Source organism: Fulvimarina uroteuthidis (genome assembly GCF_034321785.1).
Classification (GTDB): Bacteria; Pseudomonadota; Alphaproteobacteria; order Rhizobiales; family Rhizobiaceae; genus Fulvimarina; species Fulvimarina uroteuthidis.
In genome coordinates this window covers 381,057-398,412 of record NZ_JAXLPB010000002.1, presented here as the reverse complement: position 1 = coordinate 398,412, position 17,356 = coordinate 381,057, and the positions used below count along the sequence as shown (strand labels likewise).

Genomic DNA, 17,356 nt, shown 5'->3' with positions numbered 1-17,356 from the left:
TTCAAATCACTGCTCGTTCATGCCGCGGACCAACTGGTCGGTCAGCGGCTTAGTGAGATAGTTGAGCAGCGTGCGTTCGCTGGTCTGGATGAGGACCTCGGCGGGCATGCCCGCCTGAAGCTCGCGCCCGGAGAGCTTGCGCATCTCCTCGGGCGGCGTCTCGACCTGGACGCGGAAATAGGGCGGGCGGTTCGACTGTTCGATCCGGTCTCCCGAGCGCGAGGTGACCGTGCCGATGATGACCGGCGTCGTCCGCAGGTCGAGGGCCGAGAAGCGAACCTCGGCCGTCTGGCCGATGGTCACGCTGTCGATGTCGAGCGGAGAGACCTGGGCCTCGACCAGGAAATCGCCCTCTTCCGGCGCGATCTCCATGAGAACCTCGCCCGGGGTGATGACGCCGCCGATGGTGGTGACGGCGAGATTCTGCACCGTGCCGCTCTGGGGGGCGCGGATGTCGAGGCGCCCGAGGACATCCTCGGCGACGAACAGCTGCTGCTGCAGGTCCGATCCCTTGGATTCGGCCTCGCGAAGCTGACCGACGACTTCCTCGCGGAACTGCTGCCGGGTCTGGATGACCTGCATCTCGGCCTCGGAAATCTGCTGCTGGGCCCGGCCGATCTGCGACGTGATATCGCCGACGTCGCCGTTCAGCTGGGCGACGTTCCGTTGCAGCTCGATCACGCGGGACTTGTTCGTCAGGCCCTTGGCAAGGAGGCTCGCGAGGCCCTCGAGCTCGTCCTGCGTCAGCGCGGCCTGCTCGGACTTCGAGGCCTTCTGCGCCTCCATGCCCTCAATCGTGCGCTTCAGCTGGTCGATCTTCTGGTTAAGCAGATCGACGGTGCCGACGAGCGTCTTGCGCCGTTCATCGAACTCCTGGCGCTGGCCTTCGAGGATCTTCTCGACCTTCGGATCGTCGCTGCGCTCCAGAAGGTCGGCGGGAAACGTTACCGTGTCCTCGTTGTACTGCTCGGCCAGGAGACGGGCCTGCAGCGCAGTCTGGGTGTCGAGCTGGTTGCGCAGCCGGGCGGCGGTCGCCTCCGCCTGGGTGCCGTCGAGGGAGATCAGGATGTCGCCCGCATCGACCTTCTGGCCTTCCAGAACGTGCAGCGATTCGACGATGCCGCCTTCCAGATGCTGTATCGAGCGCCTCTTGCCGGCGAAGACCACGGTGCCCGGCGCGTTGATCGAGCTTGCCAGCGGTGCCGTCGCCGCCCAGACGCCGGCCCCGAAGAAGGTCGTCAGCACGATGCCGAGACCGAGGACGATCGCGCCCGTCGCCGAGACCGGCGCACTGGTGACCGTTTCGGCGCTTTTCGGCTCCTCGTTGGTGAACCGCTTCATGACGCCGGGCAGGATCTTGCCGAGCTTCGACTTCTCCGGATCGGGCGTCTGGGTCGGGGCGAGGGGATTGTCTGTCATGCGGGCAACATCTTCTGATTCATCGGTCGAGACAAAGGGAACGGGCGTCCGGAGCGGGTCAGCTTCCCGCGCGGGCCATCTGGGTCACCTGCCCCATCGGCTTGCCCTGGGGAAGGTTCTGTGGCGCCGCCGTGTCGCCACCGGTGCCATTCAAGCGCTCCAAAACGGCTTTCGTGGGGCCGTACATGGTCAGGGTTCCGTTGGTGAACACGGCGAGCTTGTCGACGGTGTTGAGGAGCGCGGTGCGGTGGCTGATCACGACGACCGTGCAGCCGTTCGCCTTCGCGGCCCGGATCGCGTTGGCGAGAGCCGCTTCGCCCTGGCTGTCGAGGCTCGAATTGGGCTCGTCCAGAACGATGATCTTCGGGTTTCCGTAGAGCGCTCTGGCAAGGCCGATGCGCTGGCGCTGACCGCCCGACAGGGAGCGTCCCGCCTCGCCGATCGGCGTGTTGTAGCCATCCGACATCTGCAGGATCATGTCGTGCACACCCGCCGTCTTGGCGGCCGCCACGACGGCTTCGGCGTCGATCTGAGAGAACCGGCCGATGTTCTCCGCGATCGTACCAGAAAACAGCTCCACGTCCTGGGGGAGGTACCCCATGTGCGGGCCGAGCTTTTCCGGGTCCCAATTGTCGATGTCGGCGCCGTCGATCCGCACATGGCCCGCCATCGGCGCCCAGACGCCCGTCAGCGCCCGCGCGAAGGTCGACTTTCCCGAGCCCGATGGTCCGATGACGCCCACCACCTCTCCGGGTTGGATCTGCATGTTGACGCTTTTCAAGGTGGCGATCCGCGATCCGGGCGGGGCGACGATCAGCTGTTCGATGCTGATCTGGCCGACCGGCGTCGGAAGCGCCATCCGGTCTTCCTGGGCCGGGACGGAATTGAACATATCCTGAAGGCGGCTATAGGCCGATCGTGCGGCGACGAAGCCCTTCCACTGGGCCACGGCGCCCTCGACGGGCTGGAGGGCACGGCCCATCAGGATCGAGGAGGCGATCATCGCGCCCGGGGTGATTTCCGCTTCGAGAACCAGATAGGCGCCGACGCCGAGAATCGCGATCTGCAGGACCATGCGGAGAAACTTGGAGGTCGAGATCAGCATGCCCGCCCGGTCGCTGGCCTTGGCCTGAAGCCCGATCACATTGTCATGCATGGTGTTCCAGCGGCCGCCGATGGCATTCATCATGCCCAGAGCATGGACCACCTCCACGTTGCGCAGGCTGGTCGACACATATTGGTTGGCCCCGATCGAAGCGGTCGAGGCCTCCTTGAGATAGCGCCGCGTCATCAATTCGTTGGCAAGGGCGAGCGCGAAGATGCCGACGGCGCCGACGGTGGCGATGACGCCGATCCAGGGATGGATCAGGTAGCACACCGCGAGGAAAAACGGCATCCAGGGCGCGTCGCAGAACGTGATGATCGCCCCGCCCGTCAGGAATTCACGCAAGGTGTCGAGATCGCGGATCGGCTGCGAGAACTGGCCGTTCGGCGCGCGGAGATGGCCACGGAACGAGGTCGAGAACACGTCCTTGCCTATGAACCGATCGAACTTGGCGCCGCTGCGCACGAGGATGCGCGAACGGATCGCTTCCAGCGCGGCCCAGACGATCAGAAGTGCGACCGCAAGGATCGTCACCATGACAAGGGTCGTCTCGTTGCGGCTCGCCAGCACCCGGTCGTAGACCTGCAGCATGTAGAGCGGGCTGACGAACAACAGGAGGTTGATGAAAAAGCTGAAGACGATAACGAATATGAAATTTGTCTTGCAGGTCGCCAGATAGGACCGAATATTGGTATTTTTGAGCTTTGACGGCGCCACACTGACCTCTTCTGTAACAGACCCAATTTCGGCCGTGCTCGGTTGTTCACAACCTAAACATGTCGTTTATAACGGAAATAAGGCTGACATTCGTTCGCCCATCGAACCCCCGCGACCGGTCTGTCGACCAAGACGCCTGCCTTTGCGGAAATCTCAGCTCCGTAAACGTCTGTCTACACGGTCGGTACCGGATTTGACAGAACCGGGATTCCATCATTTCCGCCGGTCTGATCGTTCGAACCGGGTCACCGAGGCGAGCCTTTATCACATCCCGCCACGTGAGTGAAACGGCCCTGATCTCCAAATATGAAAAGATCGATCCGACGCCGCCCCGAAGAGGCGCCTCGCGGCGCTTGCCCGCCCGCCGGACCGGCTGCGCGCGCCTGCGGCGGCAGGCGTCCGGGCCGAGCCAGGCCGACATCCGCTTTTTCGACGGTCCCGGCCGGAGAGCCATTCACGGCCGCCTGTCACGGCGCGCGGGTCATCAAGGCGACCTCGACGGCCGCGGCGCAATGGAGCTCGGTCGTCGAGAAGGCGGGCAGGGGCGATTGTTCCGGCGAAAGCAGCAACGGAATTTCTGTACAGGCGAAAATCACGCAGTCGGCCCCGCGAGCGCGAAGCGCGTCGATGATCGAGACGTAGCGGGCGCGCGTATCGTCGGTGAACCTGTTCCGGACGAGGTCCGCATAGATGCTGTCGTGGATCGACGCCTTCTGGACTTCGTCGGGGATGATGGCTTCGATCCCGTATCGGCAAAGGATCTCCGGATAGAAGTCGCCTTCCATCGTCTTGCGCACGCCGAGAATGGCGGCGCGGCCGAAACCCCCGGCCTTGATCGCTTTCGCGGTCTCGTGGGCGATGTGGAGAAAGGGGATCGAGAGCGAGGGCGCGATCGCCGGGACGAACCTATGGACGTCGTTGCAGGTGATTACGATGAAGTCCGCACCGGCTGCTTCGAGCGCCCGCGCGGATTCGGCAATCTGGCGGCAGGCGGCGTCTTCGTCTTCCGGTCGATGACCGCCGAGACGTAATCCTGGCGATTCACGCTCTCGAGCACGATGCGCGCCGAGGACACGCCGCCCGCAAGACGCTGGGTGATCTCGTTGATCCGCCGATAAAATTCCGCCGTCGAGACCCAGCTCAAGCCGCCGATCAATCCGATCTTCTTCATGAATGCGCCCACACCCCACCGCTGCGTTCGGCCGAGGCTACGGTCTTTGGGGTTTCGCCAGCAACCCGGGAAATTCGTGAAATTCCGCCGATCGCGCCGTCAGGACGTCCAAACCCGGTTCAGCAGCGGTTCGCCGCGCGCCAGTCTGGCGACATTGTCCGCGATCGTCCTTTGCCGCCGGGTGATCGTGCCGGTCGTCCAGGCGGACATGTGCGGCGTCATCACGAGGTTCGGCAGGGTGTGAAAGGGCAGGCGCGAGGGCAGGGGGTTGGGGGCGTCGGTGGACGGGTAGCGATACCAGGTGTCGATGATCGCCGAGATCCGGCCGCCCGACAGGGCGTCGTAAAGGGCCTCTTCCTCGATGACCGGGCCGCGCCCGACATTCATGACCAGCGCGCCAACGGGGAGGGCGGCCAGGGTCTCGGCGCCGATCAGGCCGTGCGTCTCGGCATTGAGCGGCAGGGTCGCGACCAGTATGTCGGCGTCCGCCGCCATCTGCGGCAGGGCCGACAGCGCGAAGCTTCGATCGACAAGTGCGCCCGGATCGGGACGCGAGCGGTTGGCGACCAGCACCCGCATGCCGAACGCTTTCGCGGCCCGGGCGATCGCCTGGCCGATATGGCCGAAGCCGACGATCGCGATCGTCTGGGCGCCGAGCTCGCTTCGAAGTCCCGTCGGGCGACCGGCCCAGTGCTCCCAGTTGCCGGTTCGCAATTGTGCGTCGACGCGGGCGAGCGGCACGTGCCGGGACAGCAGCGCCGCCATCACATATTCGGCGATCGCCGCCTCGTGCCCGAACGCGTTGCAGAGCGAGGCGCCCGCCGGCAGACGGGCCGCGTCGATCTGGTCGACGCCGGCTGCGGGCGCCTGGTAGAGCCTCAGCCCTGCGGGAACCGGATGGGTGTCGTTCAGCGCGACGCCGACGATCACCTCCGCCGCCGCGAACGTCGCGATCTCGCCCGGCCGGTCCAGCCCGTCGGACAGGGTTTCCACCGTATGCCCCGCGTCGAGATGGGTTTCGATCCCGATCGAGAAGGTCTCGGCGTTGGCGCCGTGAAAGACGATGCGCATGGGTCTCTCCGTTGAGGTCGGCGGGCGGCCGGGCGGACGATTGGCGGTGCGGCTGGTTTGAACGGACGGCGCGTCACAGAACCGACAGCATGCCGCCATCCACGTAGATCATCTGGCCGTTGACGTAGTTCGACGCGGCCGATGCGAGGAAGACGGCGGTTCCGACCAGTTCGTCCGGTTCGCCCCAACGCCCGGCCGGCGTGCGGCCCTTGACCCAGGCGTCGAACGTCTCGTCCTTGACGAGCGCCTCGTTCATGTCGGTCAGCATGTAGCCGGGGCCGATGGCGTTCGCCTGGATGCCGTGGCGCGCCCACTCGGCGGCCATGCCCTTGGTGAGGAGCCGGATGCCGCCCTTGGCGACCGTATAGGGGATCACCGTCGCGCGGGCGAGCTCGGACGTCAGCGAGCCGATATTGATCACCTTGCCCTCGCCGCGCGCGATCATCCGCTTGGCCGCCTCGCGTCCCACGAGGAAGGATGCGGTGAGGTTGGTATCGATGACGCGCTGCCAGTCGGACAGCTTCAGATCGACCATCAGCTGGCGGTGCTGAATGCCGGCATTGTTGACCAGGATGTCGATCCCGATCCCGTCCCGGTCGAAGCCCTCGAAGGCGGCCTCCACCTCGGCCTCGGCGGTGACGTCGAACACCGCTTCGACGACGTCGTGGCCTTTCGCCCGCAGTTCGGCGGCGGTTGCCTCGAGGCTTCGCGCGCTCCGCCCGTTGACGATCAGCCTTGCGCCGGCATCGCCGAGCCCTTCGGCGATCGCCCGCCCGAGGCCGCGCGAGGAACCGGTGACGAGGGCCGTCCTGCCGGTCAGGTCGAACAGCGTGTCATGCCTGCTCTTGGACATGGGTCAGGAAAGCTCCGATTTGCGGACCGTCAGATCCGAGCGCTCGAACACGGCCGGCAGGAGGTCGGTGCCGAGGCCCGGTCCCTCCATGGGCAGGACGTAGCCGTTCTCGATCGTCGGGACGGTGGTGACGAGTTCGCGGTACCAGCCGGTATAGAAAGCGCGGACCGATTCCTGGATCAGCGTGTTCGGCTGGCTGAACGAGGCGTGGACGGCGGCCGCAAAGCCGACCGGGCCGGTGCAGTCGTGGGGCGCGAAGGGGCGGTGATAGGTGTCGGCGAGGCTTGCGATCTTGCGCCCTTCCGTCAGCCCGCCGGTCCAGCACAGATCGACCATGACGATATCGGTGGCGCCCCTCTCCAGCATGTCCTTGTAGGGGAACCGGCTTCCGAGCGTCTCCGAGGCGCAGACCGGGACGCTGGTTGACGCGGCATATTCGGCAAGCGCCTGGGGCGAGTTCATCCGGATCGGGTCCTCGTACCAGGTCGGCGCGTAGGGCTCGAGCGCCCGGGCGATCGCCTTGGCGGTCGGCAGGTTCCAGAGCGAATGGAACTCGACCATGATCTCCATCTCGTCGCCGACCGCCTTGCGGATCTTCTCGAACGGCTCGATCGCCGTCTTCATCTGCCCGGCGGAAATGAAAAGCCCGCGATTGTCCTGGGCGGGCGGGTCGAACGGCCAGATCTTCATTGCGGAAATGCCGCTTTCCAAAAGGCTTTCGGCCAGCGCCCCGGCATCGCTCATGAAGCCGGCAAGGTCCTCGTAGGGGCCCTCGGAAGCACCGATGTTCCAGGTGTCGACGGGGCGGATATTGTGGGAGCGCACATAGCCGTAGCCGGCGCAGGTGTTGTAGACGCGAAGCCTGTCCGCGTTCAGGCCGCCGAGCATCTGGTGTACCGGCTGGCCGCAGACTTTGCCGAACATGTCCCACAGCGCGATGTCGATCGCCGAGGCGGCGCGGTATTCGACGCCGGTGGACGCCTGCGCCATCGGCAGGTCCAGCATGATCCGGTTCAGCGCCTCGATGCGCAAGGGGTCCTGGCCGAGGAGCCGGCCGGCCAGCGTCTCGTGGATGTGGGCCTCCACGGCGCCGGCTCCGTAGAAGGTCTCGCCGAGCCCGATCGTGCCGGCGTCGGTATGGACGCGAGCCCAGAGGACATTGGAGAATTCCTGCGTGCGCAACGTCTCGATCGCGGTGATCTTCATGCCGATCGGCTCCCTTCGATCAGGCCCGGGCCAGCTGGCCGCCCTGCCATCCAAGCGTCGCCCCTGTTTGACAGAGCGACATATTCTGTGAAATATCACGTTGAACGCCATTAGAAGGTTCGAAGACGTTTTGCAAGGTTCGCCGCACCCATCGCCAAGTGATACCCCGCCGATCAGGGCGGAAGGCGCGCGTGCGACCACGGGCGCCAGCAACGGCGCGCGCCGGCGTCCGCCATCCGGCGTCGATCGGTCGGTCGACCAGACCGCGACCGCTTACGAGCGGATCGAGGAACTGTTCGTCTCCATGCAGCTTCTGCCCGGTTCCTTCGTCCGCACGCAGGATATCCAGGCGCTGGTCGGGCTCGGCCGAACCCCGGTGCACCAGGCGGTTCGCCGGCTGGCCGCCGAAACCCTCATCGAGGTGCGCCCGCGCAACGGATTGATGATCGCGCCGATCGATCTGGCCCGCGAGCGGCATCTGGCGTTCCTGCGCCGCGACATGATCCGCTTCGTGACGGAAGCGGCCATGCGCAACCTGTCGGCCAACGAGCGAGCCTACGTGCACTATCTGCGCCGCCAGCTGGCCGAGGCCGGACCGGCGATGACGCTCGATCGCTTCAACGAGATCGACAAATCCTTCGATCTGCTTCTGATCCAGGCTTCGGGCGAGCGTTTCCTGGAGCGGGCGCTGCGTCCGCTGCATGCGCTGGCGCGCCGCACGGGCTATCTGCATTTCACCGACCGGAGCGCGGACGACGGGCTGAAGCGCAGCATCGCGCTTCATCTGGCGATCATGGACGCGGTCCTGTCGGGCGATGCCGAGCGGGCGCGAACGACGTGCGACGATCTCGTCGCCTACGGAATCGCCCTGATCGACGATCTGGGGGAGGGGGTCGATCCGCACCGGCTCGACGTCGGTTACGCGCCGATGGCGCGTGGCGACCGGAGGCCCTCCGACGAGGCGCCGCCCGGCGGCGCTTGACTTATCGCCGGCGCTTCGGAATGGAGCGCCCACGTTCACGCAGGACACAACAATATCGGGAGGATTTTCTCATGTTCCGCACCTTCATCAAGGCTTCGGTCGCGGCCGCTGCCGTTCTGGCTATGTCAGGCTATGCCGGAGCGCAGGAATACGCGTTCCGCTTCCAGTCGTCCGATCCGGCCGGCAATCCGAACTTCGAGTACCAGAAGGCCTGGACCGAACTCGTGAAGGAAAAGTCGGACGGCAAGGTCACCATCGAGCTCCTGCCCGTCGGCGCGGTCGTCGAGTACAATGAGACGCTCGACGCGGTGGCGGCCGGCATTCTCGACGGTCAGATCTGCGACAGCTCCTACTGGGCCGGCAAGGATCCGGCTTTCGGCCTGATCTCCAACCCGGTCGGCGCCTGGTCCGATCCCGCCCAGATGATCGACTTCGTCGAGAATGGCGGCGGCAAGGAGATCATGCAGGAGATGCTCGGCTCCTACGGGCTGCATTTCATCGGCGTCTCGACACCCGGCCTCGAAGCCTTCGTGTCGCGCGTGCCGCTGGACGGCGTCGACGATCTCAACGGCCTGAAGATGCGTTCGCCCGAAGGCCCGATCGCCAACGTCTTCGCAGCCGCCGGCGCCGCCCCGGTGAACCTTCCCTCCTCGGAAGTCTTCACCTCGCTCGACAAGGGCGTTGTCGATGCCGCCGACTATTCGGTGTTCTCGGTCAACCAGCAGCAGGGCCTCAACGAGGTTGCGCCGAACCCGGTCTATCCCGGATTCCACTCCCTGCCGCTCGTCGAGGTTTCCATGAACCAGGGCAAGTGGGACGCGCTCCCCGACGACATCAAGACCATGCTGGAGGAGACCGTGAAGGAATTCCAGCAGACCCAGATCGAAGGCAACAAGGCAGCCGACCTCAAGGCTATAGAGGAGGCGAAGGCCAACCCGGATATCACCGTTCACGACTGGTCCGAGGAAGAGCGCGCCAAGTTCCGCAAGCTCGGACAGGCCGAGTGGCAGGTCATCGCGCAGCAGTCGCCGATGGCTCAGAAGGTCTATGACACGTTGACGGCCTATCTGACCGAGAAGAACCTGCTCCAGTAGGGTCCGCTCGGTCCGCCGCGTCCCTTAACCCGGACGCGGCGGACCGTCCTTCGCCCGTCTCCTCCTCGAAATCCGGCGCGACCATCATGAGTGATCCCACCCGCACGACCGACGCGATCGACCTTGCTGCGACCAGCGAGGGCGTGGCCCGAACGGCGCCCGAGGCCGGCGCCATGGGGCGTGTGGTCGACCGGTTCGGCTATCTCTTCGCCGCCGGCATCGTGGTCGCGGCCGCCATCCTGCTTCTGGAAGTGTTCCTGCGTTATTTCTTCAACGCGCCGACCATCTGGGCGCACGAGACGACGGTGTTTCTGAGCGGGATCGCCTTCGTGTTCGGCGGCCTGTACTGCACCGCCAAGAACAGCCATATTCGGGTCGTCCTGCTTTACGACCTGCTCTCGCCGCCCGTGCGCCGGGTCGCCGATATCGTGATCTCCATCGTCTCGGCCATTGCGTCCGGCTTCTTCGCCTATGCCGCCTGGCACATGGTGACTCGCGCCGTCGTCACGCCCGCCGGCACGATCCGCCTGGAGACGACGGGCAGCGCCTGGAGCCCGCCGACGCCGGCCCTCGTCAAGATCTTCGTCTTCGTCGTCATGGTGCTTCTGGTGATCCAGTTTCTCATTCTCGCGGTCAACTACGCCCGCGGCACGGATCGGTCCGCCAAATGAGCGCGTTTCTCGATATCGGTTTCAATCTCCAGGCGCTCGGCATCGGTTGGGGCACTTTGGTCATGTTCGCCATGCTGGTGGGGCTGCTGCTCACCGGCATGCCGCTCGCCTTCGTCACCCTCCTCGTCGCGCTGATCTTCGCACTCGGCTGGTTCGGGCCCATGTCGATCCCGCTGATCACGAGCCGGGTCTATTCGTTCGTGATGAACTTCGTCTTCGTCTCGGTGCCGATGTTCGTCCTGATGGCGGCGATCCTCGACCGCTCGGGCATCGCCCGCGATCTCTTCGACGCCATGAAGCTGTTCGCCAGCCGTCTCAAGGGCGGAGTCGCCGTCCAGACCGTCTTCGTCTCGGTCATCCTGGCGGCCATGAGCGGCATCATCGGCGGCGAGATCGTGCTTCTCGGCCTCATCGCCCTGCCGCAGATGCTGCGGCTTGGCTACGACCGCAGTCTCGCCATCGGCGTGGTCTGCGCCGGCGGCTCGCTCGGCACCATGATCCCGCCCTCCATCGTGCTCATCATCTACGGCCTGACGGCGAACGTGTCGATCGGCGAGCTCTTCACCGCCTCCTTCCTGCCGGGCTTCATGCTGGCGATGTTCTACGTCGCCTACATCCTGTTCCGCGCCTATGTCTCGACCGGCTACGTGCCGCCGATCTCGACCGAGGTGATCGCGACGGCCGAAAAGGTCCGGCTCCTGAAGGGGCTCGCCCTGCCGATCCTCGTCGTGGTGGTGGTGCTGGGCTCGATCTACGGCGGCATCGCCTCGGTCACGGAGGCGTCCGCCATCGGCGTCGGCGGCGTCGTCCTGTCGACGATCCTGCGCGGCGAGTTCTCCTACGCCCTGATGCGCGACGCGGCGTTGCAGACCCTTGCCACCGTCGGCATGATCGTCTGGATCGGCATCGGCGCAACGGCGATCGTCGGCGTCTACAATCTGATGGGCGGCGTCAACTTCGTCTCGGACCTGATCACCGGCGTCTCAGACAATCCGACCGTGATCGTCCTGTTCATGATGCTGATTCTCTTCGTTCTCGGCGCGTTTCTCGACTGGGTGGGCATCGCGTTGCTGACCATGCCGATCTTCGTGCCCATCATTACGGAACTCGGCATGGACCCGGTCTGGTTCGGCGTCCTGTTCTGCATGAACATGCAGATCTCGTTCCTGTCGCCCCCCTTCGGCCCCGCCGCCTTCTACCTGAAGTCCGTCGCGCCCCCGGACATCTCGCTGGGCGACATCTTCCGGGCTCTGGTCCCGTTCATCATCCTCCAGATGATCGCGGTCGGGCTTCTCGTGGCCTTTCCCGGCATTACCGGGCGGTAGGACGCCGCCCCGGCTTTCGGGCCCGGGCCCCGGCGCGCGAAGCCGCCGCAACGAGGCTTCCGGCCCGCCGCGTTCACACGCCGGTCAGGGGCACGATCCTCGAGCCGTCGAAAAGCGGGAGAACCGGAAGGCTGCCGGGTCGACGATCGGCGCGGTTCCGGCGGATAGATCGGCCGCAAGGCGGCCGGCGCGGGGTCCGAGCCCGATCACCGGGACGGCGTCCGGGGTCACGTCGATGAGACCGGCCCAACGCTGGGCGATCTTCGCCGCGCGAAACACCGGAAACGCTCGTGCGAGCTTGTCCATCGCCGCGTCCGTCATCGCCGGGTCGGGTTCTGGATCGAGGATGCGGGTTTCCTCATAGGCCGAGGTCTCGTGATCCCTGTCCGCCGTCAGCGCCTATGGCTCAAAATTGGGGTTGTGATGCAACGCAGATTTGGCTCTCGTCGCAGTGACGAAGGAACGACGATGAAGCCAAATCCTCGTATGCCAAAAAGCCTGCTGAGCAGGCGGTCAAAGACATCCGCCGGGCGACCCGCCGGCACTTCTCCGCCGAAGATACGATCCGGATCGTTCTCGAAGGCTTGCGTGGCGAAGACAATGAGCCCTGTCGCACCATTGGTCCGAGCGACAATGGCGAATGCCGTGCTTTGCCGCAAGGAAGGTATCGCCCAAGGCCTCTACTACACTTGGTCGAAGGAATTTATGGGTGAGGTGGGACGTCACGCCGAACGGACAACGGCGTCTTGCGGGGGATACGGCACGTGCCGCTACCGCCGACAAAGTCAAGGATTTGCGCCGCAAGGTCGGCGCTCTGAAGGAATGTGTCGCTGACCTCAGGCTCGAAAACCGTCTGCTGAAATAAGCATGATCGAGGATGGGGGCAAAGACGCATGAGATATCCTGCACCCGAAAAGCACGAAATTATCAGGATCGTCGAGCAGTCGCATCTGCCGGCGAAGCAAACGCTGGAGAAGCTGGACATTGCGCGCCGGACTTTCTGCCGATGGTATGACCGCTATCTCAGCGGTGGTCTCGAGGCACTGGAAGGCCGCTCATCGGCGCCAAGCCGGGTCAGTAACCGTATTCCGGCCGATATCCATCATCAGATCATCGAACTTGCGCTGGAGAGCTGCGAACTCTCGCCACGGGAACTCGCCGTCCGGCGGATTCCAGAACGAAGTGCAACCTGTTCATGAGAAGCGGATTTGAACGTCTTTGCCAAGCTCTTTGAGGAGAGCCTGGAGCGGCGTCTTGTAGGCGAGACATTTTCTTGGCGTGGTGTTCAGGGTGACGATGGCCTCCTGCAGGTCGCTTCATCTATGGCATCGATGTCGAGCCAGCTTGGCAGCCAGCGCCGCAACCGGCCATTGGCGTCCTGGATGCCGCCCTTTTGCCAGGAGGCATAGGCGTCGCAGAACCAGGTGGACATTCCGAACAGATCGGTCACCAGCGCGTCCTTGACGAAGGTGGTGTCATTATGGAAGGTCACCGAGGGTCTGAGACCCGGGTCAACGCGGCGGAACACCGCTCTCATGGCCGATACTGTTTCGGCAGCCGTTTCACCGATGGGATTGATTGCCAGCGTCACCCGGGTCTTCCGCTCGTGGAGCACGAGAACCAGCTTGGTCTGTTTGCAAATGACGAGTTCGGCCTCCCAATGACCGGCCTCTTTTCGGTCGTCGGCGGAGGCCGGGCGATCATGGATGGAACGGCGGTTCTTGATGGTGTCGCGGGAACAGCGGCCTCGCAGCGCACGGCGTGTCCTTCGCAGCATGACCAGATAGCGCCACAGCTCCTCAGCCTTCTGCATGGCACGATAGATGAAGGCGTAGATTGTCTCCGTGACGAGGGAGCGCAGCTTCGGCTCGCTGCGCTTCTTCAACCAGCCGGCGACCTGCTCGGGCGACCAGCCTTCAGCGAGACGGTCGACAACGAATTGACGCAGCCTCGCGTCCTGTTCCAGGACGGCGGCACGCCGCCTTCGCTTGAGATAGGCTCCATCGGCCTGACGCCGCGAATACCCGCCGCCGCAGAGACGGTTACTGCGCAGTTCTTGACCGATCGTGGCGGCGGAGCGGCCCAGCGCTCCAGCGATGCTATTTCCTGAATGTCCTGCCGCCAGCAGGGCAGCGATCTGCTCTCTTTCCCAGGTAGAAAGGTGCGAATAGGATGGCACGGCAACACTCCCGAAGGTCTGGATAACCCGCCGATATTACGTCGGCTCAGGGGTGTTGCACCTTGCGCTGGAACTCAGGGTCCGGTTCACCGACGAGAGGCGCTACTTCGTCTCAGAAGCCACTGTTTAGAGGCTTTTGAAGACCCATGACCTCATAACCAGCCCGGCCTATATAGTGATCAAGGCGGCCGACGCATTCCATACCCAGACCACGCGGCCGAATGAGATGTGGCAGACGGATTTTACCTACTCTAAGATTATCGGTTGGGGCTGGATGTACCTGTCCACCGTGCTCGACGACTTCTCACGATACATCATCGCCTGGAAGCTGTGCCCGAACATGCGGGCCGAAGACGTCACCGACACGTCGGATCTCGCACTTATTGCGTCAGGTTGCTCTTCAGCCAAAGTCCAACACAAACCGCGGTTGCTCAGCGATAACGGCCCCAGCTACGTCGCCGAGGAACTGGCCGAATACATCGAAGCCCAGAAGATGAGCCACGTGCGTGGGGCACCGTTCCACCCGCAAACCCAAGGCAGTTGGAGGGACCGTGGCCCCAGTGGGGCCGCGTACGCCCGGAAACGTACGCCGGCACCAGACATTATAGAACCGGATCCTGCTGGAAAACTACTTCCTGCCCGGTGATTTCGAAGGGCAGATCGAAGCCTTAATCGAACACTACAGTCACCAGCGCTATCACGAGAGCCTGGGCAACGTGACGCCCGGAGACGCCTACTTCGGATGGGCTGACGCCATCATCAAACAACGAGAAAGGATTAAGCGAAAGACCATCGAACATCGCCGCTTGCAGAGCGGCAAGAAAGCCGCATAAAAATCATTCTCTAAACGAGTCCGTCTCTCCTCAAATCGACGCCCAGTTCTGCGCCAAATGTTCTGACGACGGACACCCGTCGAGGCCGGCATTGGCTTCGCCGTCCCCGCGACATCCGCCGAGCCCTATATCGGCCAGGGTGCGGTCGCGCGAACCGCGCCCGCAAGCTGGTGGGGTTGAGGATGGCGGGCGCCGAGCCGATCGGCCACGGCGACGGCATCTATTGCAGGCGCGCCCGGATCGGCACCGTCACCAGCGCGGCGAAATCACCGCTTCTCAAGGCGACCGTCGCCCTGGCGCGGCTCGACGCCGGGACCGGTGATCTCGGCGACGCGGTCGAGATCGGCAAGCTCGACGGCCACCGCAAGCGTATCGCCGCGACCATCGTGCCGTTTCCGTTCTACGATCCGAAGAAGACGCGGGTCAGGGCCGACTGGGCCGCGCAACGGCCGTAGACGCCGGCCTGACGGCCCGACAGTGATGACGCCGGCCGGGCCTTCCGTCCGGACCCCGTATCCTCGCCGAATGCGCAGGCGTGACGATCAGCCGAGGACGTGGGCGACCGCCTCGCGGGTTCTGGCGACGATCAGGTCGGCATCGTCCTTCGTCAGGCAGAAGGGCGGTGCGAAGCCGAGAATGTCGCCTTCCGGCATCGCCCGGCCGATGACGCCGCGCTCGAAGAGGGCCGCCGCGATCTGCGGGCCGATCTTCTTGCCCGGCTCGAAGAATTTGCGGTCATCCTTGTCCTCGACGAACTCCACCGCGGCGATCATCCCTTCGCCGCGCACCTCGCCCACATGGGCATGGCCGGCGAGGGCATCGTGCAGGGCGCGGCGGAAATGCGCGCCGACCTCGCGCACATTGGCGATGAGGTCGAGATCGTCGATCAGTTTGAGATTGGCGACGCCGGCCGCCGCGCAGATCGGATGCGCCGAATAGGTCCAGCCATGGCCGAAGGCGCCCAGCTCGTCGACCCCCTCGACAAGGCCCTCCCACATGCGCTTGGAGACGATCGACCCCGAAAGCGGCGCATAGGCCGATGTCAGCCCCTTGGCGATGGTGATGAGATCGGGCTTAATGCCGTAATGCTCGGAGCCGAACATGGAGCCGGTCCGTCCGAAGCCGGTGACGACCTCGTCGGCCACGAGGAGAATGTCGTATTTGTCGAGAACGGCCTGGATCTTCGGCCAGTAGCCGGCGGGCGGCGGCACGATGCCGCCGGTGCCGAGCAGCGGCTCGCCGATGAAGGCGGCGACCGTCTCGGGCCCTTCCTCGAGGATCATCGCCTCGAGCGCGTCCGCGCAATGCTGAGAGAACTGCTCCTCGCTCATGGAGCGGTCCTCGCGGCGGAAATAATAGGGCGCGAGCGTGTGCAGGATCGGCGCGCGCGGCAGGTCGAACGCGTTGTGGAACAGGTGAAGCCCGGTCAGCGAGCCCGTCATCACGCCGGAGCCGTGATAGCCGCGCCAGCGCGAGATGATCTTCTTCTTCTCCGGCCGCCCGCGCGCATTGTTGTAGAACCAGATGAGCTTGATGTTGGTCTCGTTGGCGTCCGAGCCGGACAGGCCGAAATAGACCCGGCTCATGGTGTCGGGCGCCCGGTCGACGATCATCTTGGCCAGCTCGATCGAGGCATCCGTGCCGTGGCCCACATAAGAGTGGTAATAGGCCAGATCATGGGCCTGCTTGCCGATCGCCTCGGCGATCTCGGTGCGGCCATAGCCGGCATTGACGCAGTAGAGGCCGGCAAAGGCGTCGACATGGGTGTTGCCGTCGGAATCTGTGATGCGCACACCCTCGCCCCCGGTGATCACCCGCGTCGGGCTCTCGCCGCGCGCATGGGTTCCCATGTGGGTGGATGGATGGAAGAAATGATCGCGATCGTAGGCGGTCCGTTCGTTCGACAGGTCGAGCATCGCGAAATCTCCGAAATGGGCAGACAGGACTGGGATCGACAGGCTTGCCGCGGCCAAAGCCACGGCACCGACCCGATCGGTGCGGCCAGTCTACGACCGGCAGGCGCGAAGCGTCGGCCATTCTGGGCGGGGAGCGCCGACGAAACGTCTTCGCGAGCCCCCGATCGTGCGAGGAAAGCTCTTCGGGTCGCGGGTTTCCGGCGCCGGTCCGCTCAGCCCTGCATGTCCGCGATCATGGCCAGCGGAAGGGGGGTGCGTTTCACCGGCTTCATCGCGGGATAGCTGAAATAGCGCTTGACGCCGGCCCCGTTCGCCAGAAGCCTGTCGACGATCGCCTGATATGCGGCGAGGTCGCGGGTGACGAACTTGCACAGATAGTCGAAGCCGCCGGAAATCGACCAGCATTCGGTGATTTCGGGCACCTCGCCGATCGCCGCCTCGAAGGCCGCGAAATCGTCGGCGCGGTGGTTCTCGATCTCGATCATCACGAAGAGCACGGTCATCGGACCGTAGGCGCTTTCGGCGATCGTCGCGCCATAGGCCTCGATGACGCCGCTTTCCTCCAGCCGGTTCAGCCGCTCCCAGCAGGGCGTCGGCGACAGGTTCACCCGTTCGGCGAGGGCGGCCTTGGAGATGCGCCCTTCGGACTGGAGGATCGAGAGGATCTTGATATCGCGATCGTCGAGCTTGAAGCGGCCTGCGCCCATGGCGGCATTTTCCCGATTGACTGCGCCGGGCAAGAACGAGGCATCCGGTTTTTCGGCCACCCGGCGCGAAAATCAGCAGGACCGGCGGCGGCGTCGATGCACATCGC

16 protein-coding genes and 2 pseudogenes are annotated in these 17,356 nt (G+C 64.6%); 7 read left to right on the top strand and 11 right to left on the bottom strand.

Annotation, left to right across the window (positions count from 1 at the left end; translation table 11 throughout):
• Positions 1-6: 6 nt before the first annotated feature.
• The 7 genes from U0C82_RS06780 to U0C82_RS06750 all read right to left on the bottom strand — a co-directional run bounded on the left by U0C82_RS06780 (position 7) and on the right by U0C82_RS06750 (position 7,542).
• A complete protein-coding gene (locus U0C82_RS06780; RefSeq protein WP_322186317.1) occupies positions 7-1,419 on the bottom strand; it encodes an HlyD family type I secretion periplasmic adaptor subunit in 1,413 nt (470 codons plus the stop codon).
• 58 nt (positions 1,420-1,477) lie between these two features.
• On the bottom strand, positions 1,478-3,241 hold the full coding sequence (locus tag U0C82_RS06775; RefSeq protein WP_322186316.1) for a type I secretion system permease/ATPase: 1,764 nt from the start codon (positions 3,239-3,241) through the stop codon (positions 1,478-1,480).
• 467 nt (positions 3,242-3,708) lie between these two features.
• A complete protein-coding gene (locus U0C82_RS06770; RefSeq protein WP_322186863.1) occupies positions 3,709-4,221 on the bottom strand; it encodes an aspartate/glutamate racemase family protein in 513 nt (170 codons plus the stop codon).
• A complete protein-coding gene (locus U0C82_RS06765; protein ID WP_322186900.1) occupies positions 4,170-4,412 on the bottom strand; it encodes a hypothetical protein in 243 nt (80 codons plus the stop codon). Before U0C82_RS06765 ends, U0C82_RS06770 begins: the two co-directional genes overlap by 52 nt.
• Before the next feature lie 99 nt (positions 4,413-4,511).
• Entirely contained in the window at positions 4,512-5,483 is a 972-nt protein-coding gene (locus U0C82_RS06760) for a 2-hydroxyacid dehydrogenase (protein WP_322186315.1), read from the bottom strand.
• A gap of 73 nt (positions 5,484-5,556) precedes the next feature.
• The gene (locus tag U0C82_RS06755; RefSeq protein WP_322186314.1) at positions 5,557-6,336 is read right to left on the bottom strand and encodes an SDR family oxidoreductase; all 780 of its coding nucleotides are present in this window, start codon (positions 6,334-6,336) and stop codon (positions 5,557-5,559) included.
• Between the two features lie 3 nt (positions 6,337-6,339).
• Positions 6,340-7,542 (bottom strand): mandelate racemase/muconate lactonizing enzyme family protein, encoded by a 1,203-nt coding sequence (locus tag U0C82_RS06750; protein WP_322186313.1) that lies wholly within the window; start codon positions 7,540-7,542, stop codon positions 6,340-6,342.
• A 130-nt stretch (positions 7,543-7,672) separates the two neighbouring features.
• Here U0C82_RS06750 and U0C82_RS06745 point away from each other — a divergent pair, with 130 nt between their 5' ends.
• From U0C82_RS06745 to U0C82_RS06730, 4 genes are all read left to right on the top strand, one after another.
• Positions 7,673-8,524 (top strand): GntR family transcriptional regulator, encoded by an 852-nt coding sequence (locus tag U0C82_RS06745; protein WP_322186312.1) that lies wholly within the window; start codon positions 7,673-7,675, stop codon positions 8,522-8,524.
• Positions 8,525-8,595: 71 nt separating this feature from the next.
• Entirely contained in the window at positions 8,596-9,618 is a 1,023-nt protein-coding gene (locus U0C82_RS06740) for a TRAP transporter substrate-binding protein (RefSeq protein WP_322186311.1), read from the top strand.
• A gap of 86 nt (positions 9,619-9,704) precedes the next feature.
• Positions 9,705-10,289: a TRAP transporter small permease subunit gene (locus tag U0C82_RS06735; RefSeq protein WP_322186310.1), complete on the top strand. Its 585-nt coding sequence runs from the start codon at positions 9,705-9,707 to the stop codon at positions 10,287-10,289.
• Complete coding sequence (locus U0C82_RS06730) at positions 10,286-11,614, top strand: TRAP transporter large permease (protein ID WP_322186309.1); 1,329 nt, start codon at positions 10,286-10,288, stop codon at positions 11,612-11,614. Before U0C82_RS06735 ends, U0C82_RS06730 begins: the two co-directional genes overlap by 4 nt.
• 84 nt (positions 11,615-11,698) lie before the next feature.
• Here U0C82_RS06730 and U0C82_RS06725 read toward each other — a convergent pair whose 3' ends face one another.
• Complete coding sequence (locus tag U0C82_RS06725) at positions 11,699-11,920, bottom strand: hypothetical protein (protein ID WP_322186308.1); 222 nt, start codon at positions 11,918-11,920, stop codon at positions 11,699-11,701.
• A 215-nt stretch (positions 11,921-12,135) separates the two neighbouring features.
• Between U0C82_RS06725 and U0C82_RS06720 the strand changes: the two are divergent.
• Positions 12,136-12,795: pseudogene (locus U0C82_RS06720) on the top strand (helix-turn-helix domain-containing protein); the annotation flags it as partial.
• A gap of 104 nt (positions 12,796-12,899) precedes the next feature.
• On the opposite strand, the gene U0C82_RS06715 reads toward U0C82_RS06720, so the two are convergent.
• Positions 12,900-13,793: an IS30 family transposase gene (locus tag U0C82_RS06715; RefSeq protein ID WP_322186307.1), complete on the bottom strand. Its 894-nt coding sequence runs from the start codon at positions 13,791-13,793 to the stop codon at positions 12,900-12,902.
• A 70-nt stretch (positions 13,794-13,863) separates the two neighbouring features.
• Between U0C82_RS06715 and U0C82_RS06710 the strand changes: the two are divergent.
• Both U0C82_RS06710 and U0C82_RS06705 read left to right on the top strand, forming a co-directional pair.
• Positions 13,864-14,626: pseudogene (locus U0C82_RS06710) on the top strand (transposase); the annotation flags it as partial.
• 182 nt (positions 14,627-14,808) lie between these two features.
• A complete protein-coding gene (locus tag U0C82_RS06705; RefSeq protein ID WP_322186306.1) occupies positions 14,809-15,081 on the top strand; it encodes a glycine cleavage T C-terminal barrel domain-containing protein in 273 nt (90 codons plus the stop codon).
• Positions 15,082-15,168: 87 nt separating this feature from the next.
• Here U0C82_RS06705 and U0C82_RS06700 read toward each other — a convergent pair whose 3' ends face one another.
• Positions 15,169-16,542, bottom strand: a complete 1,374-nt coding sequence (locus U0C82_RS06700; protein WP_322186862.1) for an aspartate aminotransferase family protein — start codon at positions 16,540-16,542, stop codon at positions 15,169-15,171.
• Positions 16,543-16,754: 212 nt separating this feature from the next.
• Positions 16,755-17,249, bottom strand: coding sequence for an Lrp/AsnC family transcriptional regulator (locus U0C82_RS06695; RefSeq protein WP_322186305.1), 495 nt, complete (start codon positions 17,247-17,249; stop codon positions 16,755-16,757).
• Between the last annotated feature and the right edge of the window lie 107 nt (positions 17,250-17,356).